The 23,149-nt window shown below is 36.8% G+C and carries 15 protein-coding genes and 5 pseudogenes; 5 read left to right on the top strand and 15 right to left on the bottom strand.

The window, feature by feature from the left end:
* Positions 1-11 precede the first annotated feature (11 nt).
* The 5 genes from GC096_RS04260 to GC096_RS04240 form a co-directional block, all read right to left on the bottom strand.
* Entirely contained in the window at positions 12-1,166 is a 1,155-nt protein-coding gene (locus GC096_RS04260; protein WP_171629057.1) for a radical SAM protein, read from the bottom strand.
* A 26-nt stretch (positions 1,167-1,192) separates the two neighbouring features.
* Entirely contained in the window at positions 1,193-1,444 is a 252-nt protein-coding gene (locus tag GC096_RS04255; RefSeq protein WP_171629056.1) for an acyl carrier protein, read from the bottom strand.
* A 1-nt stretch (position 1,445) separates the two neighbouring features.
* On the bottom strand, positions 1,446-3,098 hold the full coding sequence (locus GC096_RS04250) for an AMP-binding protein (protein WP_171629055.1): 1,653 nt from the start codon (positions 3,096-3,098) through the stop codon (positions 1,446-1,448).
* Positions 3,091-4,428 (bottom strand): aspartate aminotransferase family protein, encoded by a 1,338-nt coding sequence (locus GC096_RS04245; protein WP_171629054.1) that lies wholly within the window; start codon positions 4,426-4,428, stop codon positions 3,091-3,093. The genes GC096_RS04250 and GC096_RS04245 overlap by 8 nt, the downstream gene beginning before the upstream one ends.
* 985 nt (positions 4,429-5,413) lie before the next feature.
* Positions 5,414-6,334, bottom strand: a complete 921-nt coding sequence (locus GC096_RS04240) for a fatty acid desaturase family protein (RefSeq protein WP_171629053.1) — start codon at positions 6,332-6,334, stop codon at positions 5,414-5,416.
* 930 nt (positions 6,335-7,264) lie between these two features.
* Between GC096_RS04240 and GC096_RS04235 the strand changes: the two genes are divergently transcribed.
* The 3 genes from GC096_RS04235 to GC096_RS04225 are packed head-to-tail and all read left to right on the top strand — an operon-like array spanning position 7,265 to position 9,331.
* On the top strand, positions 7,265-7,849 hold the full coding sequence (locus tag GC096_RS04235) for a helix-turn-helix transcriptional regulator (protein ID WP_171629052.1): 585 nt from the start codon (positions 7,265-7,267) through the stop codon (positions 7,847-7,849).
* Positions 7,830-8,093, top strand: coding sequence for a phosphopantetheine-binding protein (locus GC096_RS04230; RefSeq protein WP_171629051.1), 264 nt, complete (start codon positions 7,830-7,832; stop codon positions 8,091-8,093). Before GC096_RS04235 ends, GC096_RS04230 begins: the two co-directional genes overlap by 20 nt.
* A gap of 17 nt (positions 8,094-8,110) precedes the next feature.
* Entirely contained in the window at positions 8,111-9,331 is a 1,221-nt protein-coding gene (locus tag GC096_RS04225) for an ATP-grasp domain-containing protein (RefSeq protein WP_246302565.1), read from the top strand.
* 1,772 nt (positions 9,332-11,103) lie between these two features.
* Here GC096_RS04225 and GC096_RS04220 read toward each other — a convergent pair.
* Entirely contained in the window at positions 11,104-12,132 is a 1,029-nt protein-coding gene (locus GC096_RS04220; protein ID WP_171629049.1) for a BtrH N-terminal domain-containing protein, read from the bottom strand.
* A gap of 284 nt (positions 12,133-12,416) precedes the next feature.
* Entirely contained in the window at positions 12,417-12,725 is a 309-nt protein-coding gene (locus GC096_RS04215) for a hypothetical protein (protein WP_171629048.1), read from the bottom strand.
* A 1,706-nt stretch (positions 12,726-14,431) separates the two neighbouring features.
* Here GC096_RS04215 and GC096_RS39500 point away from each other — a divergent pair.
* Positions 14,432-14,560 (top strand): annotated as a pseudogene (locus GC096_RS39500) (hypothetical protein); the annotation flags it as partial.
* Positions 14,561-14,678: 118 nt separating this feature from the next.
* Here GC096_RS39500 and GC096_RS04200 read toward each other — a convergent pair.
* From GC096_RS04200 to GC096_RS04170, 8 genes and pseudogenes are all read right to left on the bottom strand, one after another.
* Positions 14,679-15,254 (bottom strand): annotated as a pseudogene (locus GC096_RS04200) (group II intron maturase-specific domain-containing protein); the annotation flags it as partial.
* Between the two features lie 65 nt (positions 15,255-15,319).
* Positions 15,320-16,063 (bottom strand): reverse transcriptase domain-containing protein, encoded by a 744-nt coding sequence (locus GC096_RS39495; protein ID WP_376769470.1) that lies wholly within the window; start codon positions 16,061-16,063, stop codon positions 15,320-15,322.
* 95 nt (positions 16,064-16,158) lie between these two features.
* Positions 16,159-16,416 (bottom strand): annotated as a pseudogene (locus GC096_RS39490) (group II intron reverse transcriptase/maturase); the annotation flags it as partial.
* Between the two features lie 693 nt (positions 16,417-17,109).
* Positions 17,110-17,925, bottom strand: a pseudogene (gene ltrA / locus GC096_RS04190) (group II intron reverse transcriptase/maturase); the annotation flags it as partial.
* 559 nt (positions 17,926-18,484) lie between these two features.
* Complete coding sequence (locus tag GC096_RS39485; protein ID WP_171629047.1) at positions 18,485-18,640, bottom strand: transposase; 156 nt, start codon at positions 18,638-18,640, stop codon at positions 18,485-18,487.
* 195 nt (positions 18,641-18,835) lie between these two features.
* Positions 18,836-19,300 (bottom strand): adenylyltransferase/cytidyltransferase family protein, encoded by a 465-nt coding sequence (locus tag GC096_RS04180; RefSeq protein ID WP_171629046.1) that lies wholly within the window; start codon positions 19,298-19,300, stop codon positions 18,836-18,838.
* Positions 19,278-20,321 carry a bifunctional heptose 7-phosphate kinase/heptose 1-phosphate adenyltransferase gene (locus GC096_RS04175; protein WP_171629045.1) on the bottom strand — a complete coding sequence of 348 codons (1,044 nt, stop codon included), beginning with the start codon at positions 20,319-20,321 and terminating at the stop codon, positions 19,278-19,280. Before GC096_RS04175 ends, GC096_RS04180 begins: the two co-directional genes overlap by 23 nt.
* A 16-nt stretch (positions 20,322-20,337) precedes the next feature.
* On the bottom strand, positions 20,338-21,762 hold the full coding sequence (locus GC096_RS04170; RefSeq protein WP_171629044.1) for a glycosyltransferase family protein: 1,425 nt from the start codon (positions 21,760-21,762) through the stop codon (positions 20,338-20,340).
* 274 nt (positions 21,763-22,036) lie between these two features.
* Between GC096_RS04170 and GC096_RS39480 the strand changes: the two are divergent.
* Positions 22,037-22,174, top strand: a pseudogene (locus GC096_RS39480) (transposase); the annotation flags it as partial.
* Positions 22,175-23,149: the final 975 nt, after the last annotated feature.

The following is a 23,149-nucleotide window of genomic DNA, read 5'->3' as shown; positions in this document are numbered from 1 at the left end:
ACCTCCTATCGTTATTTATCCCAGATCTCACGCTGCATGCTTTCTAAACCAAAAAAGTTAGGTTCAAAATATACGGAAGGCAGTATTCCTTCAGTTTCATGTGTACAATTTTCACATACCTTGTGACGGTTAACAGCTTGTTTTATTTTCATCGCTTGCGGACTGTTCCAAAGCTCCATGAAATTCATATCATAATCTCTTAAATTACCAAGAGATAGTGCATCATCATTTACTCGTCTGTCATTCATCACTTCACAAACATTCACTTCTCCATCATAATCAATAAAGGCTCCGTGCTTACCAGCGTAACACATAAATGATCTCTTATTGCTTTGCATAGATTTTGTAACATAATGGTATTGAGCAGAAGGAATATAAGAAAGCGGGTTATTTGGATCACCGTTTGTACCTTCATAAATTCGACGGTTTAGCAATAGACGTGCTCGTTCGTAATTTTCAGGTTTAACTCCTTTTAACTTTTCACCTGCCCGTGGCGATTGTCTAACTAAAAGTAGCATGATTTTATCTGGCTTTAATGTTTCAAATGCCCATTCAAAAAAGTCTGGTAATGTTTCTTGATTCATTACATTCATCGTGCTGACAATATTTTGTTTAATATTTCCGTAAATTTTATTTAACTTGCGACATTCGTGCCATGTCTCAATAGCCTTCTTGAATGACCCTTTACCACGAATTGCATCATTCTCTGCCTCGAAGCCCTCTAGAGAAAAGTTCATCGTATAAATTTTGTTTTTAAAAGGTTTACTTATACGTTCCATCTGGTCTAAAATTTTTTCGGTATACTGACCGTTTGTACTACTTGATAAATATTGTGTATTATTGTTTACTCGAAATAAATGGACGATCTCATGTAAATCATCACGCAAAAACGGTTCCCCTCCACACAATAAAGCAGTAGAAAAATTGCCCATGGAATTAGACATTTTTTGAATTTCATCAATTGTTAATTCATCTTTAGGTATCTCATATTCAGTGTGACGTACTCGATGATTGAAACAATGTTTACAACTCAAATTGCAACGTTCCGTAACCAGGAATGAAACCGTCATAGGTGTGGGATCATGGAATAAATGATTTTTTTGATACATATTTAACACAGTTTTTAAGTTATGCTTATCATTTTCATAGCGCTCTTTATCAAACATCGATCGCCCTCATTTCTATAGGTTAGTTATTGTATTTCTTTAATAAAATCTACAATATCTTGCACTGTTTCTACTGCAGCGTAAGAATTACCGCTATCAGAAATATGAGATATTACATCATAACCCTCTTCTTTTAGTTCCGCAGCAATAGCAATCATTTTTATAGAGTCAATTCCTAGATCCTCACGTAACTCTGAACTTAAAGTCACTTTTTCCTTGTACAATTTAAAAACAACACTTTTCACAATTTGAATGACCACATCTTCTGTATTCTGCATGTCATCCCTCCTCATATAATTCATCGATATCTCGGCGGTATGCCTCAAATACCTTGTTCCTATTAATCTTTAGAGTTGAATTCAATAACCCATTTTCAATCGTAAATGGTTCTTTTGCCAATACATAACCTCGAATACGCAATGCTTCTGGTAACCGCTTATTAGCATGAGATATAATGCCATGGATTTCTGTTTCCTTTAGACTTCTTTCTGCTAGGACCAATATACAACTTATAAAATGTTTACCATCCCCAATAGCAACCACCTGTTTAATGGATGTTGATACTCTCAGCATCTCTTCGATTAAATTCGGATGAACCTTCTCACCAGTTGCTAGTACAAGTAATTCTTTAATACGACCTATGACATGTAGATACCCATCATCATCTAGATACCCCATATCTCCTGTTGAGATAAAACCATCTGATTTAAAGATTTCTGCATTTATTACTTCTGACTTGTTTAAGTAAGATGTACCCCAACTGTAATCACTTCGAACTAAAATTTCTTGGTTATCTCCTATAACGACTTGCTTAGTTGAGAAAGGTTGGCCTACAGTACCGAAACGATAACGACCTGGGCTATTAATAGACACAAGCCCTATTTCATTAATTCCGTACGACTCGTATATGTTTAGTCCCATATCTTCAAATAAATCCAAAACCTTTGTACTAATAGGAGCCGACCCAGTCACAAGCAGACGCATCCGGCCTCCCCAAAATTGCAATGCTTGCCTAAACATTCGAGATTGCAATTTCGAAAGCATCTTGGGAGGCAACCACCTTTTTGACATTCTAAATGCACGAAATGCCACATGTCGTAACGGGGAAGACTCAATTGTTCTCATTACGTTTCCATAAACAGTTTCAAACAAATAAGGAACTCCTTGCAAAATCGTCGGTCTTGACTCCTGTAACACTTTCATTAATTGGTCAGACAATGTTACTGTCAAGTTAAAGGGAAGCAAAATTGCCGCATAAATAAGAAAACGTGCATTAGATATATGCAGTGGCAGAAAGTTTATTAATTTGTCTTCGCTAGTAAATGGAAACCTTTCAGCGATAACGGATACCCATTCTTCCAAGCACTTGCTACGAATTTCAATACCTTTAGGAAAACCAGTTGTACCAGAGGTAAAGTTAATCATAAAAATATCTTCACCATCAGGTATGTGAATGTTATTTTCATCTGATGATTGCCGATCAATAATTTGCATGAGTTTTTCTAATGCACATTTTGCTTCGTTATTAATCTGATGCCAATTATGTGAGTCCACAAACAATAGCTTCAGTTCATATTCCTCATGTAAATTCCCTATTTGATAAAGGAAATATTTGTCCGGAAAAGGCACTGAAACATATCCTCCCATCACCACTGCGAGATCTGCAATTACATATTCATATGAGTTAGCTCCAAGAATACCAACACGGTCTCTAGGTTGTAGTTTCATGCTTTTTAACAATGATATTGTTCTATGCACATCAAGATACACTTCAGCATACGTTTTTCTTAGATATGTATTGTTTCGACCATAAAACTCCAAATAATTTACAGTATTGTTCTTTAAAGCGATATGCAATTGCTCTAATCTATAACTTTTATTTAAACCCCCTTTACTTGAGTTTACTAATGGCTGCTTTTTTATGTTATCCATGTATATATCCTTCCATGATTTGCTCAAGGGTATCTACAAAGCAATCCATCTGATTGTAAGAAATGGTCAATGGAGGTTCAATTCGGATTAAATCTGGATTGCTTGGAGAATATCCAGTCAAAATACCATACCGATTTAGCATCAATACAGTCACTAGCAAAGCATAGTTACCATTAATTAAATGCTGTAGACTATTGTTTGATATGTTTTGGCCAATTCTTCTTGAAGGATCACGATGGAATTCCAGACCTATTAGCAACCCTTTTCCACGAACATCTTTAATTGAGCTGTACTTTGTCTTAAGTTGGTTCAGACGGTTTATTAAATAAAATCCTTTTATTTCTACTTCTTTAGGTATGCCTTCTTTTACAAGTGTTTCAATCGTAGCAATAGCAGCAGCACATGCATATGAATTACCACCAAAAGTGGCTGAGTGTAGTAAACATTTCTCCATCTCACCATAAGCACGTTCATGAGTAGAGTTGCTTGTAATGCAAGCGCCGATAGGCATAATCCCACCACCCAATGACTTAGCCAAACAAAGGATATCGGGTACAATTCCTTCATGCTCATATGCGAACATACGCCCTGTTCTTCCCATTCCAGTTTGAACTTCATCTAAAATGAGTAAAGTCTGGTATTTTGTACAAAGATCTCTTACCTTCTGTAGATATCCATCTTGAGGTAGATTAACGCCACCTTCACCTTGAATTGGTTCTAAGATAAAAGCAGCTGCATCCTCATGTTGTAGTAGTTCCTCTAGAGAATCAATATCCCCAAATGGAACCTCTACACAGTTTGAGATTAAAGGTTGGAAAAGAGTTTTATAATGATCTCGACCTGAAACAGATAATGCACCTAAAGATTTCCCATGAAACGCATCCTTGCAATAAATAAAAATACTTTTACCTGTTGCAGCTCTAGCAAGTTTTAGTGCTGCTTCTACCGCCTCGCTTCCACTACTGCACAAAAAAGTTCTTGTTAATTCTCCGTTAGTTAACTCAGCTAAATTAGATGCTAGTACTGCTGCATATGGACTAAGGCTGTTATGGACCAAATTTGGTTTACCGATAAGTTCATTTAAGCTTTGAAGAATGGCTGGATGATTATGTCCTAGATTTAGTGAGCCATACCCACCCATCATATCTAGGTATTCACGGCCCTCTTTATCTTCCAATATGCATCCATCTGCTTTGTAAAATACGCGTCCATAATCCATTAAGTCCATCATTTTGACATATCCAGAATTAAGATATCTCCTATGCAACTCGAAGACCTCGGCACTGCTTATATCTCCAATGTTACTTAACTCATAACCTTTTTGCTTCATCGCCTATTCACCCCATAATTATTAATTAAATATCTAACTTTTGTAATTCATGATTCGTTCATGTCTAAGGTTGTTATTGAAACTTGAGATAATATTTACTCATAAAATTTTATGAATAACGCCTTCTGTCGAAAGTTTTGATAATCGAAAAGCATATCCTTCATCTCTACCATTTGGAAGTAATGTACAATGGATTTTATCTCTGGGCTAAAGATTACATCGTTATATTCTTTACTCCTTTTTTTACCAATTGAAAAAATAAACATGAAACTGCAACTTCCAACAACTGTACATGCCAGAAAAATTGCATTCGGAAGATAATAAAATCACAAAAAATCAGACAAATGTAGAATACCAAAACTTAAGAAGAAATTAGCGCGTTGCTGATTGTATTTACTTTGGTATGTTGCCAATGCCTCCCCAAAAAAAACTCGAAATAATAAACAACTGCAATAATAAAGTCCGGCAACTTCAGAAGTTACTGGACTTTAACTTGTGCTTATTTAATTAAACAATAGAACATAGCTTCGCCCATTCATCTATATATAAAATATACACTACTAAGAATAAATTATGACCTCTAGACTACACCAACGTACCGAAGCAGCGATTGGTTTTACCTTGATTTTTTTATTCATGGATTATGCGCCATAAGTCAAATCACTTGATCCTTAAACGGACTTTTTTCCATTTGTAGATGGAACTTTCATTACGCCTGAAGAATAACACATAAAAATGACAATGGAAACCAATTACTCCATATATTTACGACAAGAATAGACTTAATATTGGTATTGGAAGTTCTCTTCTTTAGCATAGTTGTCGATCTTCTACCAACATGGTTTAGCCGCTTGTTCCAGGTTTTGGCTTCATGCCCTCCAAACTCATTCTCGCGGTATACTGGAGGCTTACACTCCTTAGTCGCTGCGCTTCCAAAAGCGCAAAAGAAGTTATCCAAAAGCCGGTTAACCTCATGCATACTTTTTCATTTCCTTTCACTCTTTATCTCAAAACTGTTGCGTATTAACTCTTTAAAATATTCATAATAAAACTCCCGATATGTGATGTTTAGATATTGTTCTTTACCCTGAATTAGATTGTGCACTTCTTCTAAATTTTCCATTGGTACACTTGGCAACAAATGATGTTCTACATGGTAATTATTTGAATTTGTAAACCAAGTAACGAATTTATTTGATTTTATAGTTCTAGTGTTAACAAGCACATCAGGATTATGAGTTATACAACCTTCATGCTCAGGTAATTCAACCAAAGCATGAAGAGGAACGGCAAACAAAAGTGGAAAAAACCAATAATGAATCAATAGGCTATTGTTAAAAATAATTGAAATAGCATGAGCTCCAAATAAAATAGCTAGAAACAACAGATACTCCTTTTGCACTTTTCTTCCAACATTTTCAGGATATCTTTCTTTAATTTTATTAGTACAAGAATCAAGTATTGATTTAAAAGTTTGAATATAATGGCCAATCATAAGTATCTTATATAAAAAACCAACCATTATTTTATCGGATCCACCATAGTTAAAAAACTCTTTGTTTTCTGGTGTACCGAGCAACCGATGATGCCTTATATGGTGGTATTTATAATCTGAAAATGAGACAAACATCGGTAACCCTAATATAAAGCCCAATATACGATTTAATTTTTTTTTTTTCAATCCTGTATTATGCAAACATTGGTGTTGTAGTTCAACTCCATGCACAAACATTGCTCCAACCAAAAAATATCCTAACAGCATTAGAAATAAATTGGTTGTAGCGATTAGCCACCAACCAGTTAGTAATATCAAAAACCAAGTTAAAATCTTAAAAATAAAATATCTAACTTTTAACTCCGATAATTTTGTAATATCTATTCCGGGAATCAATTCATCTTTCCTCACTAACCCACACCCTTAACTAAAAATCATTAACTCGCTAAAGTAATTAAAAATCGATGTTGATGAGATGGTGCAAAGTCGCCTATCAAAATAACATACCAATCCATCCCTCCATCTCCTATATTAGTGTAACTAACGAAACATTTAAATAATAAAGGAGTCTCTTGCGCAACTAAAACCTAAATATAAAACTAATCGTATGAATTAATAAATCATCAAAAACTATATTAATAGATACTTTTAAAAAGATATTTAAAAAGAAGTAAATACATTATTAAAGAGGTTCCTAACTTGTTGTTAATTAACATAGATGCTTAACGAGGGTTTGGATACGTACGTGGGATTCTATTTTATTCTAAAAAATTTGAACTCATCGTTGTCCCTATACAACGCCAAATACATATTGCATTAGTTTAACCTTTTTCTTGGAGCTAATTTTACATCAATTTCCAAAGACACAAATTGGAAAAGGTAGGGGAGCCAAAGTATATTATATTATTTTTGATACTTCTTGACTTACAATATGGAAATAGTTACTTAACAACTTAACACACAGTTCAAAGCAGCTCAATCTTTTCTAAACAATTAGATAATATATGTAAATGTGGGTAATTCATATATAGGATTACATTTAGCAACTTAAAATACTATACGTTCCACATATTGACTTGGAAAACAAAGGTAATATAAGATTGATATTAATGCTAATGCTAGGAGGAACCAATGTTTACGTTTGCTTCACTTTTGCAAGAATACATAGCTCCATCTCACACTAGTATTTGGAATTGCGAGAAGAACGAGTGTCTTTATTTGCAGTCATCAAGGGAACTAACTATCCAGTGGGGAAAGAGCAAACAGTACTCTCTAACGAGCGGTATCCTGTTGACTAGAGGTTTATTAGTAATTATGAATTCCAGTATAGGATACACACATGTGAGAGGAATCAAGTTTCATACAGATATTAAATTAAATGGACCTAGTACACCGCTCAAGATTACCTCAACTTTAATTGATGATCTACTCTTACAAACAGTAACTAATTTAAATAAAGGTAATGAAATTGAATTATTAATAAAATGCCTCGAAGAGCAATTCAACGAGTGGCATACTAGTAAACTCACACATCTTAAACCACCTTTAACTCCCAAAAAAGCTTTGCTAGGTCCAATAGATACTAGATTAATCATTGTCAATCGTTATATCAGAACATACTATTACTTGCCACTTACACTCCATGACATTGCATCTCTCATCCAATGTAATCCTGTTTATTTAAGCAATACCTATACCAAAGTATTTGGTATATCGCCCATTAAACATTTGCAAACTATTAAAATGCAAAAAGCACAAGAGTTGCTCCAAGATACCATGATGAGCATTGGAGACATTGCTAATCAGTTAGGATACATTTCATGTTCGCAATTCGGTGATCTGTATAAAAGATATTTCCATTACTCACCCACTCAATACAGAAAAATGAATTATAGAGGTATTCTAAATGACCGTAATGGAAATTAATGAAATCAAGGCAGTTATACTTCAATATGTGGTAGCAATTACTAAATTCCAAGGCGATTGGAATTGGGATTCTGACGATCTCCAGACAATTGGGTTAGACTCCCTTAAAACCATTTCACTTATTGTTGAAATAGAAGAGAGGTTTGACATTATGTTTGATGATAAAGAGCTATTATTTGAAAATTTTAGTTCGTTAAATAAAATTACAGAGATTACTCTCAAGAAACTGAACAAATTATCATGAGGAATCCAAGAAAATTGATGATTGAAGATAGTAGAATAGCTATCTGGTATTTTAATATCAATCAAGAACAACTTTGGAATACCAGCCAGGTTTTCCCTAGTATGACAGACAAGTTACAATTAGAGCTTGTGAAACAACAGGAACAGCAGCAACTTTTTATCGCAGAGCCCCATGATATCGTTCTGATGAATTACACATTGGATTATGATTATCTGCAATATTTACAATCATGGGGCATCCAATTACCTCAAATAGTTATGCAGTTTCGCTCAGAAACACTATCCAAGTTGCAACATGATAACTCGCTTTTAATACCTTATATCTTTAGTGAGGAATCTTATATTGAGAACGGATGGATTCGGGAACTAAAAATACTCGGAGGCAGTCCCGAACTTGTCAAGTCTATAAACAATAAATTTACTACGCGGCGTTTGGCTGAAGAGTATGGTTTCAACATTACAAAAGGATATTTCTGTTATAATATTAATGAACTTCAGTCAGCCTATCATAAGTTATGTGAATCGGGCTTTAGGAAGTGTGTTATTAAGATTCCCTTCGGTTCTTCAGGAAAAGGTCTAAGAATTATTGAGAACACCGAAGGTTTCAATACCTTTTTGAAGTTTATTCAACGACGTAGCACAACTTTTGAATTACTAATTGAAGGTTGGTACTGTGACGCCAGATGCATTAATGGTCAATTATGGGTAGCTGAAAACAAAGTTGAAGTGATTGCTGTTACTGAGCAAAAGATTGATTTGAATGGAGTGTATGAAGGCACAAATTATACACCTGACTTTCATTCATTAGTAATTCATCAGTACAGTCAGGAGTTAGTTAGATTAGGAGAAATCTTACAGGAACGTGGATATCGTGGAATTTGTGGAATCGACTCCATTATTGATAGAGAGGGATTCATTTATCCGATTATCGAAATTAACGCGAGACTTACTCAGGTTACCTATTTACTACCTGTAGTAAATAGGTTAATTAATAGCTACCCATATATACACTCAATGTATCGTAAATTTGATAAGTCTTATTCTCTAGGTTTCAAAGAAATATTAAGTGAACTCACGAATTTATTAGAACCTGATGATCGGAATAAATTCTTGATTTATACTTTTGCCAAAACAGAGACCGAGGGTTCAAAATCAATGTATCGGGTTTACGTTCTTTTTTATGGTAAAGATTACGTAAAATTTCAAAATATGCTAGTTGATTTTAGCAATTCCAGATAAGAATCCAGTTTTAAATCTTTGTGACATTTTTAATAAAATCACCTTCTGTTAGAAACTTTTTTACAAGAGCGACCCTAACCCCGTTCTTTCACCAATCATAATAGTTGCAATAATATTATTGCAGACATAATTAAAATGTGGGTACATATGACTGATTTGTCTTCGTCTCCAGCGACAACTTTACACGCTTAGCAATAGAACGCAGCTGCTTACCTTCGACGTTTTGCCAAGGGCAAAGTGATGCGCACTTCTAGGTTGAGAACGTCAAATTGGACTAAAAAAAGGTGCCTAGAATCTGAACCTTTGAAAAAATGTTCAGATTATGAGTACCTTTTTTCTTTTCTAGAGTTAAGCTCAGAGGAATTAACATATTTAATTGTTTATTTTTTTCAAGTGTACATGATAAATATATCGCGTAAATTTGTTTTAATTTATGAACACTAATGTTTCAGGATCTTTATTACAGTTTTTACAGCATGTGTTTACAATTTACAAATCTGCTTGCGAAGCTTCTTAGGCTTCTGTGTCACAATACTTCAATTCTGAGATGTCTCAGCTAGATACCTATCGTATTATGAGGTCAACCATTTTTTACTGGTTGACCTCTTTTCATTTTAGTGGTGTATTTCTCGGTAGCCGGGGCAGATCGGTAGTTCCCCTGGGTCTGTAACCCATCGCTAAAACTGATCGCCCCTACTTGTAGAAACCATGTTTAAGCTGGTTGAGACGATAGATCTCGCATAACAAGCGAGTTGTAGAACTGCGAGCAGTACTTAGGGGTACCGGCAATTTTAAATAGAGAGAGTGCGTTATGAATCCAGTTATTGGCCTGGATATTTCAAAAGGAAAAAGTGATGGACAAGTCTTCATCGACAAGAGCAAACCCTTCAGAAATTCGTTAATTTTAGTATACTTCCATTTCATAGTAAATTTAAGAGAAAAATGTTGACAAACTATTAGCTGGTTTTAGCTATGAGACACTTGACGAGGATCATTTAAGGTATCTATTCTTGTCTTTTTTCCTCTTATAAAATCATGTTAATAATGACTTACTACAATTGACAAGATCTTGATTGGAAGCAAATATTCCCAGTGTTTTAAATGGGAACTTGAGCAATGTTATTGAACCCGATGTAACTAATCTTTCTGAAAAGAAATTATATATTTCTGGTTTTACTGATAAATTTATATTTGAGAATACAACTCTATCTTTTGTCGAATTTGAAAAAGCTTTATCAAAATGCTAGAAACAGCTTTGACCATGGTTGATTATATTTAATTAATTACTTCTAGATCAATGGATTTTTAATTAGATCCAAGTTTAATTATTAAACAACTTCAAGAATATTTGAATTCCGAAAATTTATTTGGTAAGTTCTCTAATGATTTCCAACCTATAGGAGAATTTTATTTTGGACTCGACATTTACAAGAGATTATTTGAATCATTAGAAATACTTAATGAAAATACAAAAATCAATGTAATTCCTTACCATTTACTGGAACATAAGATCCAACTGGTCTCTATTGCTAAATACCTATCCCTAAAAGGATTTAACTTTAAAACGATTCGATTTCTCTAACATTATTACGTCAAGAATCATTTTTTCGAAGTTAATTGACGGCAATAATTTTTTAAACTTTTGTATTGACATATTAGACTCAATGGTTTTCCCCATAGAATCAACTACCCGTTATAGATACTTACACTGACTTGCGGATAATGCCACAAGTCAGTCCATTTTTACTACTCAGGTTAAGGATTCGCAAAAATCAAGTTACTGACTGTCCTAAGAGACTTTTTATTTCGAGGTCTATTTTTTTTAATTCTCTAAGAAACTTAAGCAACACATCGTACTCTAATTTTCTTAGTTCTTGAATATTGGCAATTACTTCTCTCAAATGTCTATTTTTCTTGTCCACCAAATATTTGATATATAAGTTCCTTATTATTGTGGCCTTATTTAAAACTTCTGTTAACTCTTTGTGTAAATTGGAACTAAAAGTATGGATATTCTTATCCTCAATATAATTCATTAAATTATGTAAACATTTTTTATGTTCCAATAATATTTGCAACGGTAATATGTTATAATAATTTTGATCACTCTCATAATGGCTTTGATAATATTCAACTAGATAATCATAAATTCTCTGTCCAAATACTGAACTATAATTGGGTTTAGGCAAAAAATTTATCCTTTTGAATGACTCATAGGATTCAATATAATCCTCCAGTAATTGAATTACCAGATTCAAGTCTAGGTCATAATTTGCATCATTAAATTCCAATAACCATATATTCACATAACTGTTAGTATGAATAATGATTTCAGAAAAAGAGCATGTTATTGTACTAAGTTTACCATTGGTGTAATCTAAAATATTGTATGTTTCTTTTTCCATGTCGTATCCATATATTAATAATTGACTCCAACTATGTATCTTCATATAACTTGAACGATGTTTTAAGTAATATTCATCGCATGCTAAATAAACATATTTATTACATTTTATACTATTTATGATGAATTCATTTTGCCTATCAGCATTTGTAACAGTGGAATAACGTACCTTCTCAATTTCTAAAAAAGGGTTGTTCGGGTGGTAGAAGAAACGGTTTACAAGATAAAAATCGAGCCAATGCACGTCAGTCGGATATTTCATCCTTATATACAATTGTAAGAAGTTACTAAGAATCCAGGGAAAACAAGATTCACTCTGTGACATAATTGCCAAAGGTAATGCATATTCTTTATAACTATATATAAATGGCATTTTAATACTCAACAATTTCTTCAAAAGGTTATCCCCCTTCTATATAGGCTCATATTTAATATCATTATGCAAAATAACCTATTATATGATAATTGTGTAAAGATCACTTTTCAAGCTTCGTCTGTCTTGTATCCAGGCTACGCACGTCTAATTTATGATTCGAGTCTTTTGCTGACGATGTAAGCAAGATCCGCCAGCACTTCTTTCAATTTGATTACTGATATTATTCAATGCTTTATTCAATTGGGTGGTTATTGCGCTCGTACATCTGCCGTTGCTGCCAGTACAACTCCTGAATCACGAGGAGATCACGATACTGTTTTAGGATGAGCTCTGTTAACGATTGTTTCTTGATTCGTAGATTTTGTCTCACATAATGCAGTTGTTGATCGACCGCTTTGCGTTTCACTTGACTCCCGCGCGACGCGGTTTGGAAATGGCCAAATAGGCATTGCGAGCAGAGCCTTCTTGCGATAAGTTCTTGGTTTCTTCGCTTGACCCATAACAGGTGCATGCAGCGTATCGGTTATCCCTTCAAGCTTTTCGCGAGCTTCATTCACAACAGATCGAGCGCTTCCGTATTCCATTGGAGTTTGACTTTGGTTCATTTCCGTCATCGTCATGTTCCTACGATTGCGAGGATCTATTGACTTCTATCCATAATTTTCTGAGTAGATTTCGGAAATGACGTAATAAGCGAGGGATGGGAGGGCGGGTCGAGTTGGAACCTGGAAAGACCAATGAAATACTGCAAATACGGTTTTCCGCGATCTGTTCGACTGTATCCCGATCCGAGAGCTGCAGGCGTTCCTGGATAATAAGAGACCCTAGAGCTATGTGAATGGAGACGGCCTTCTGACCACGGAAGGAGTTGCGAAACGATTGGCATACTTCTTCTCCACATAAGCCCAGGGCACAAGCTGGGTCAGCTTGACCCAGCGGTTGTTTTCGTTTTACTGCCCACCAAATTCTCCAGGAAATAACAACTGCTTCCCCCAGAATAAACCCTTGAAATTACTAAAATCTACTAATTACATTGTATCAAACAAACGTTTTATTAACAACTTACAACAAAACTGGTCTTTTGTTGAATCATATATGAACTCAGTAAGCCCTCTTCGCGGCCGCCGCACCAATGTGCTGTCCTATAAATCTCATGTATGTCTCTCGTGCATGGCTATGTTTTGAGTTACGCTTGATTGATGATACGTCACCACGATAGGTTTAAATTCTCCCTGATGATCCTGGTGAACCACAATTTCATGCTTTCTGTATTCGCTGATGATGGTCTTTTGGACTTCCCGTCTCGTTTGTTCATCGTTTTCTCGTTCGGACGTCGTGCTTCTCGTAATCCAGATGTGTGTCCAGTTCTACCTTCCATCAAGACCTGCAGCGTTTCCGCAAACAGTCTTGAGTGCACAATGAGCATCTTATGCTGGAGGGCAGAGATCCGTCGAGATTTGAGAGAGTGAATCCTCAAGGAACTTGTGGAGAGAGGCGTACAGCATAACTATTTCTTGGAAGATGTTGTAAATCGTTCAACACCTTCTGTTCCCGCATGCACTCAAACGGAACTGCCTAGCCTACACTATCCACTGATTTAAACTCCTATTTAAGACAACACGTGAAATTCTGCGAATGAGCGAGCATTCGCGAGATGTCCTTATGCTTTGAAGGAGCGTAACGAGGCTTCTCAGTAAATCGGCAGCCATCGATTTTCTAACAATCTGTTATAATTAGTGAAGAGTCAATCCTCCACCAAAATCCAACAACGATTATGCGCATATGTTTGTGCCGTACGGTTTCTAAAAAAAATCGTGCAAGAGAGGGTCTCCCCAGTTCACTACATTATCTTTCATACCATGCCGATACCTATACACCGGAGGGTTCTTCGCTATTGTTCCAAGTTCTACATAGCTTCCATGGCCTTCGTCTATTTCTGCGAGACTCGGCTGCCTCTTGCGAGGCCTTTTTAACGATGCGACAGGATTCACTTGATTTACGGCCTGGTATTTTGCTCTCCCTGTCTCTGACAAGTCCTTTTGTCAGTGCGCTTTTACGCACAGATTTGCCATACTCAGGCATCCTAGCTACAAGGGTGGCTTGGTCTCTCCCTTGGTTGGACCTTCACCAACTAGATAATGCGTGCCACTGGGCACACCAAACAGAAAAAACCTTGATTTATCAAGGTTCTAAATAGGTATTTTCATGTCGTTAGACTGACGTGCACTTTCCATGAAGCCACAGAACGCAATAAGGAACGGGTAAGACATACGAGTATAGGTACCTCATGCGTTTTCGGAGCATCTAGTGCGAAGGTACTTTCGGAATTATGAAACAATCTCATAACCTAAGCAATACTCATAAACGAGGCATCCGTAACGCTACGGAACAATGCCTCGTTTCGGCGTTGGCCCTGAATATAAAACGAATGATCAAAGTGAGAGCGTGAGGAATGAAAAGGTCTTTTACACCAGACTAAAACTCGATAATCGAGTAGATAGGGGCGGCTAGCCCCTGACCTCTCACACCACCGTACATGCGGGTCCGCATACGGCGGTTCCGAATGGTTAACAAAGTTCCAAGTAACGTGAAAGTAAACTTTTCAGCCCTTTCGCTTCCCAATAGGAAGTAGGAAGGGCATTATTTATGTTTCGAGACATTTCCCATGCGCCTCTTCTTGAATTGGACATGACGAAACAAGCCCATTCTGGCACTCCGAGTGCTCGAAGTTCACGGATTCGGGTGCGAACCCGTTTCCACTGCTTCCACAAACACATTCGCAGTCTTCGACGAATCCATTGATCAAATTTTCCACAGTGGTTCTTTGCCGAAGCCAGTTTAAAATAGCCTATCCAACCAATGAGGTAGCGGTTCAGTTGCATGATGCGGTTTTCCATAGACATCGAACGCGTGCGATTCGTCAGTTCCCGAACCTTCTCTTTAAATCGTGAAAGGGTCTGTGAGGCGATTCGAATCGTTGCTTTCTTATCACTCAGAAAGCTAAAGCCAAGAAACTTTCGTTTCCATGGTCTATCTACCGCACTTTTCTCTCGATTCACCTTTAGTTTTAACTTTCCTTCCACAAAGCAAGTAACCGACTCCATGACGCGCTGACCTGCTCGTAGACTTGCGACGAAGATGTTACGGTAAGTAGCCCGAGGGAATCGCACCCTCAGGCCCTCTCAGAACCGGACGTGAACCTCTCAGCTCATCCGGCTCCCATTATCCAGTCGTAGGCAGTATTCCTATCTGCCAGTGAGCAAATAAGATTCTTTGCCAGTCGCCCCATCCAATTTGTCGCCCGCGTCTTGTGCCTCTCCAGTTTCTTGTATTTCCTTCTTGACCAATGGATGAGTGCCTCGTTCATATGGCGTAAAACGGGATATAATTGCGACTTGCAGAATTGTCCATAATAGTTGATCCACCCTCTAATTGAGGCATTGAACATCCGCGATAGGTCATCAATGGCCACGTCCGGCTTCAAATGCATCCGCCATCCTCTAATCGTCTGCCTCATCGCTTTGCATGCCTTGTTACTCACTGCTGGCGTAAAGTTGATGAAGAGTTTTCCAAACCGATTCTTCGATCGTCTTGGCCGAAAGGTATACCCCAGAAAGTCGAACTTAATTTCGGAATGCTCCTCTTTTCGGTCATCATCCTTGCAATACACAATTCGTGTTTTATCCGGATGCAGTTCGAGTTTGCACGTGTTGAACCTATTTCTGTGTTGCTCAAGCAGTCGTTCAGCTTCTTCTTTCGTACGACAGTGGATCACTGCATCATCCGCGTATCTTGCCCACGGATTATGGGGATGTTGTATTCCCATCCATTTATCGAAAGTATAGTGCATGAACAGATTCGCAAGTACTGGACTGATGACCCCGCCTGCGGCGTGCCCGAGTTTCGTTCTACGATGTCTCCATTCTTCATTTGGAACGGAGCTCTTAGCCATCTTTCGATGTAGAGAATGATCCACGCACAGTCTGTATGTTTTCTTACTGCCTTCATAAGCAACCCATGGTCGATGTTGTCAAAAAGACCTTTAATGTCAAATTCCAACACCCAGTCATTTCTCCAACATCTGGTTCTTGTTACTCGAACCGCATCTATCGCGGATTTCCCCGCTCTGTATCCATAAGAGTCGTTGTGAAATATAGGTTCCACCATCGGCTCAAAGATCAGTTTAGCTGTCATTTGCGCGATACGATCTGAGACGGTTGGAATCCCCAATATCCTCACCCCGCCGCTCTTCTTCGGTATCTCTACCGCCTTAACTGGTGGGGGAAAGTAACTTCCCGAGGACATTCTGTTCCAGATTTTAAAGAGGTTAGCTTTCAGGTTTTCCTCAAACTTTTGAATCGACTCTTCATCGACTCCCGCTGCTCCCTTATTCGCTTTGACTCGCTCATAAGCTTCCCATACGGTGTGCTTTGAAATTTCATACGACTTTGTTTTGTTCATTTGTTCCTCCCACTTTCGCGGTTGACGTATTTTCAAAACTGGATAACACAACCCCTTGGCTCCGCCACCTTTTCAGTGGGTTCATCGCTACTACGGGCTATTCCGCCCCTATACTCCGCATCTGTACTTTCATCCTTGCGGGATTTCCGCTTGGATTTTTCCATTAGCATCGGAGTCGTAGGTTCCCACGTTCCGAACAAAAGCCTATGTTACGTTCACGATGCCTTTATGCCGGTCACCATCTAGACAGTAAACAGGTTTCCTCTAGACTCATCCCAGGCCAACGACTCCCTCCTGGTTTTGATGACATCCCTACTCTTTCGACATTTTAATAGCAATTGACTTATGTTCGTCTCCGTAACACTCACCTGACAGAGTCTGGCTCTGCCTTTTCCTTAACGCTCACCACCACGGCTTTTGACCGCAGCAGCTTAAGGTAGTTTGAAGCCTCCGCCTGTACATCGGCTTCGAAGGGCCCGCCTTCATCTTTTGTTCAGCATTGCTTTGGCTCTCTTACGCGCCATGCATTCGTGGCGCACAATCGTCCGCATAACGAACGAATCGCAATCCTCGTTTGGTCAGTTCTTTGTCCAGATCATCCAATAGTATGTTCGCTAGGAGTGGACTCAATGGACCACCTTGAGGTGTGCCTTCTTGCGTTCTCTCTAGTGCACCATTTGCCATAACTCCAGCGTTTAAGTAAGCTCGTATTAATAGCAGTACACGCTTATCTGCTACTTTTCGCGCTATTCTTGCCATGAGCATGTCGTGGTTTACTCGGTCAAAGAACTTGGCCAAATCCATATCTACGACCCATCTTAAGCCGTTTTGGATGTAGCGCTGTGCTTGCTTCACCGCGTCGTGCGCTCGTTTCCCTTGACGAAAACCGTAGCTGTACCACGAGAAATGTGCGTCGAAGACGGGATTCATCACTTGTAGAAGTGCCTGCTGGAGGAAGCGATCCATTACGGTCGGAATACCGAGTAGCCGCACACCGCCTCCGGGTTTGGGGATTTCCACCCGTTTGACTGGCGACGGTTTGTAAGTTCCCACGAAGAGTTCGGATCTAACCAATTCCCAGTGTGTTTTCAAATAAGCTTGTAGCTCGGCTACCGTTATATTGTCCACACCAGGTGCTCCTCCGTTTTGTACCACTCGCTTGTAGGCAAGCCGAAGGTTGTCCCCTTCGAGCATTCGCTCCAGTAGGTCGTCATGATCTTCGCGAGGGGAAGGGACGACTTGTGCCGACGAAGAACTCGGCACTCCGACATACCCTAACGGCTTCACCGCTTCTCTTTGCCGTGAGCTCTCTTGCGAGATTTTCTGCTGTCTTTGCTCTTCATACGAACGCATCGTTTTCCTCTCTCCTTTCGGTTCAGTCCTTCCGCAAGCTGTTGCAACAACTTACGTACTATGACTTCTGCTGACTCCTGCGGATTCAGCGCAACTTCTCAGTTGCGGTTACGAAGTTACTTCGCATTTTTTTCCACAGGCCTCCCCAGATAAGAACGTCATCTTTCTGCCCGCAACCACTGGGGTTTACAAAGTTAGCCTTTGGCGACTTCGGATTTCGTCATGCTATGGTGACTCATCCGACTAACCCTGCCTCTAACCCAGTTCGTGTACCTTGGCTCGTGCATTTGCCTCCAGCTTCCTTCAGATTCCATCTCACAATGGACACCCTTGCTCTTGGCTAACGGTAGGCGTTCGCCAGCCCCCGTTCGGGACTTTCACCCTAGAGATGACGCCCATGCTGGGCGTACATACAAAAAAGGGTTGAGGACAACATCCTCAACCCTTTTTGTCAACAGCCACATAAGGCTTACGCTTTTTTAGAACGATTTCCCGTTTCTGGTCGTCAATAAGCTGCGACTGTTCGCGGAGAGTTTCCACTTTGTTCACAGGTTCATGATTAAACTCCCGGTTTTTCCCCCAACCAGTTTCGAAGGGAACCAGGACTAATGTTTAACTCTTCCGCAATATGCTCTAAAGATTTCGTTTGCTCTTGCACATACTTTACAGCTTCATGTTTAAAAGTTTGATTATATCGTTGCCTTGAATCGCTCATGGACAGACACCGCTTAGTCATATTTAAGATTATTATTACATCTACAACACTAAGAGACGTCCACTTTTTATTCTAAGTGCAATACCTCTATAAATGGTTGCAAAATCACAAAAGTAGTTTAGAAAAACGCCATTGCAGTTTATTTTTTATCATAATGCCACGATTTTTAATATTTTTTGTGATTTCTATATTATATCAGTCCTTATATATTTCTTTGATAACGGAAGAGGATGAACGCTTACTTTCGCCAATATAAGTAAAATTAATATTCAAATTTTTACAGACTTCCTCTTCACACATAATTAAATTTCTCTTATCGACCCCTACAGCGAATATTGTAGGCACCAAATGTTTTAAAGAAAAGTTGAATGTATCTTCATCAAATGAAAAGACGTAGTCAACATATATCATTGCTTCCAGAATAGACATTCTATCTTTAACACAAAATATTGGGTTAGACTTTTTTAACCTACTATAGGATTCATCAGAATTAACTCCAACAACAAGCACATCACCCAATTCTTTTGCACCTCTTAAATATTCCAAATGTCCTATATGAAATATGTCGAAACAACCACAACATGCAACTACTCTACGACTACTATCCTCTGAACTACAAAGCTCTTTTTTAATTTCGCTAAGCATATGTATCTTTTGCATAGCCCACCTGCTTCATTTTTTCATCATATAAACTGAATACCTCATCAAACGTAGCTTCACCTGTAACTCCGATTTGTTTAATTGTAATAGATGCAACAATATTTCCTATTAAAGATGCCTGCAATTTATCGTAACCTAAACAAAGAGCCATAACTATACCGGCAGTAGCAGAATCGCCTGCCCCACAAGTATCCACATCATCTATAGTGCTTATCGCTGGGATATTAAAACTATTTCCTAAATTATCAAATACAATCATCCCATTTTCACCTGTAGTTAGATAAAAAGCCTTGTTTTTTATACCTAACTTTACCCCATTTTTAAGTAATTCCTTTGTTTTAGATAATGGAAAATTTTTCTTATTAATTAATTGAGCAAATTCAAACTGGTTACATTTAATATGCATATTTTCATATTTATCAATGAAATTTCTCGAATCAACAAAAAATATTTTGTCGTTATATATTTTAGAAATATTTATTAATACCTGTTTTACAGCACTATTAAGTACACTTACCTCTTCTTTATTAAATTGTTCTACTACTACTATGGCATCCATCTGAGGTGCTATTTCTTTAAGCTTATCAATAATTAATTTAGTCATATTTTGATTTATTGTATATTTGTTTATACATACTATTTCGTTCATAGTGTCTCTAGTTAAATTAGACATTCTAATAGGGCGTAAATAAATATTAGTCCAACAATTCTCGAAAGCGAATAAATTATCTACATTCGCGCCTACAACGGTTAGGCTATTCTTTAATTCAAAAGCTGCTCCATCATTACCTATTATGCCAAAACAATAAACATCCGCACCTAGTGATACTAAATTTTTTGTCACATTGCCTGCTCCGCCGGGATATTGTGACTGATTAGTTGCGAAATATGATGGTTTTATTGCATAATCGGCTACCTGATCCAACTCAGCATCTATATAGTAATACTTATCAAGACAATAATCCCCTATGACCAATATTTTTATATTTTTTTTATCGTATGAATTATTCACAGCAACCACACTTCCCCTCACAGAGTTAATTAGTAGTAATATAACAATTAACTCCATTAACAGAGTCGTCGTAACTTATAAAATCATTTTTCAATTCAATTTTTTCATCCAGTATATTACACATTATTGAATAAATAATTTCAGGAGTTATTTTTTCTTTGTTTTCGCCTTCATCATATACGGAATAATTCAACCGCAAAGCTCTATAACTTAATTGAAAAACTCCATCATTAACTGGATACCACAATGGACCATGCCCACACCAAATAGTTAAACTTTTAGTCATCGACATTGCCGCCATATGTCCAAAAGAACTATCAATACCTACGTGTAAATCAACTTTTGATATAACATGATATATGTCGTAAAAGGTATTTAACGATATGTCAATAATATTTTCATATTTATACATGCAAGGCGCTACATTTATTATTGCTATTCCATTTGCTTTGCATAATTCAATAAATCTTAAAGCATATGCTTCAGGCCAGTTTTTAAAAATTTCAGTACTTGTAAAAAATTGAATAGAAATAACATACCTGTATTCTTTTTTTAAACTATCAACTAAATTTGTTAGATATTTCTTATCAGTATTATGATTTGGTGCTAATTTATAGCTACTTAATATATCATTAATGCTCTTATCTAAATTATAGGTATAATGAATTAATTCAGCAAAATGAATATTATTTTGAGTAAAACTATTATTTATAGAAAATAAATAATAGTAGCTGTAATAATATATATATTGCCCCTGCTTGTTATATCTCAAATCTAGAAAATCAAAAATACTATCATTAATTTCAATAAGCTTACATTCCGCTCTGTGAATAAAATTGGAATAAATATCGTATACACTCTGCGTGGAACATAAGACATCCACAGGATATTCGATCGAATCAATAAAATATTGTAAAATTGGTAAGCTGCAAATAATATCACCATAACCACCAATCATGCCAGTCAAAATTGCAACCTTTTTACTATGGATATTTCTTTTATTTTTCCCAAAAATAAGATATTCTTTTTTTGAATTTCCAATATATGCATAATCGCTACATTCATAATCCTTAGGCAATTCTTGACCAATTAAGTATGAAAAGCGTTGATAACCTTCGCTTGCATCAACTAAGAAAGCGAATCTATAATTATAATTATCATCAATCATATCACTGTTTTCGTATTTTTTAGTTATTATCAATTCACTAAGCTTACTTACAGAACTGGAGCTATTAACGAAGTGAATAGTTGTACTTCTTTTATAATATTCATATACTTCTTTACAATTATAAACCTCTAATATTAAGATACGTCCTTTACATAAATTTGTTAGAATTTGAAATGTAATTTCAATATATTTGTCATGTACAACTATTAGTAATGTTTTTCTATTTTTTAAATAATTGCGATACATTTTCAAGTTATTTATTTTTTGATCTAGTAGGTTCATATATATTCTCCCATTAATCATTTGAAATAATCCCACGATTTTTTCATTAGCTTGAGCGTCTGGTTGCGCAGGCAAATGTGGCTGCAACGATGTTGATGAAAACGTGAAAACTCAAGTTGCCGACTCCCTACGATGACTCCACTACAAATAAAGCTGATCCGTTGACTACTGAGAGCATATTGGAATCTTAGAGAAATTGATAGCTGGCTTGGAAGTGAAGATCATGATCATTTGAGCCTAACCGAATGGAGAAAGAACTGCAACAAACCATCCTGGTGTCAGCGTAGCGACTGTTGCGGTGCTCATTGCCGAGATGAGTGTAGACATGAATCAATTTCCATTCGCAGACCATCTATCATCATGCTCAAACGTTGCACCTGGTAACCATGAAAGTGATATTAAAAAAGTATAAAGAGTATAAAGGGCAATACACACACAAATGTTGCATTAGGTGAAGCGGTATGGGCAATCGCTCTGTAAACAAAGGACTTTCAACAAAGCTTTTGAAAATCGCTTCAAGTTGAGGCAAGAAGAAAACGTGCATTGCCATGGCTCGAAAAATATCAGTCAGTCATCAGTTACCATATTCTGAAAACCAAATAAACCTATATCGAAGCTGGCCCTAAGTCACTGTCTCAAGCCAGTTAACTTAACAGTATAGACCGTCAAAATTAATGTTATACATTGCTCCTAAATAAAGTAAGCTCGGACATCCTTTTTTCATTTTAATACGATTAGTTGAGTTACTTTAAAACCACATGAAGCTAAAGCTATATTATGTTAATTAACAGTAGCTTCATCGGCAAAGCATTAAGATTTATTGCCTCGATGAATAAGGAATTACAAGTCCCTGCATCACAGAAACCCTCATCAAAAGATATAACCTCATTAATCGCACATACTTTTTTAAACATAGGTTTTATTATGGTCTTTTAAATTGATTTTTTTCTATTAGTAAATTCAAAAAGTTACCAAGTAGTATTAAAAATATCCTTCTAGGATAATTGCTTGCTCAACATACTATTCAAGCAATATCTTAATATTATGATGTAGATATACAAAAGAAAATATCTAATTCTAAAGAAAACTACTAAATATACAGTTTCTCAGTATTGGATGATCTCGATTGTAAAATGGATCGTCGACAACTAGAAGTTGCTTTACTGCCTCAAATACACATTCTATGATCGAATTCTTATACAGTAACAAGCTTGCTTCTGAGGTCATAATAATAGGGAAAATCAACTCTGAGCCGGGGCTTCGGTGAAGAACCTTTTTAATTAAACTAATTGTTTAGTGAGTAAGTATCCGCAAGAATAATCACTCCTACAATATTTTCGATCGAAGAATACATATGTCAACTAGCACATATTTCGATAAAAATATT

Origin of the sequence: Paenibacillus plantarum (genome assembly GCF_013141695.1) — a bacterium.
GTDB classification, from domain to species: Bacteria; Bacillota; Bacilli; order Paenibacillales; family NBRC-103111; genus Paenibacillus_E; species Paenibacillus_E plantarum.
The sequence above is the reverse complement of the archived record's forward strand: the minus strand, read 5'-3'. Positions and strand labels throughout refer to the sequence as shown.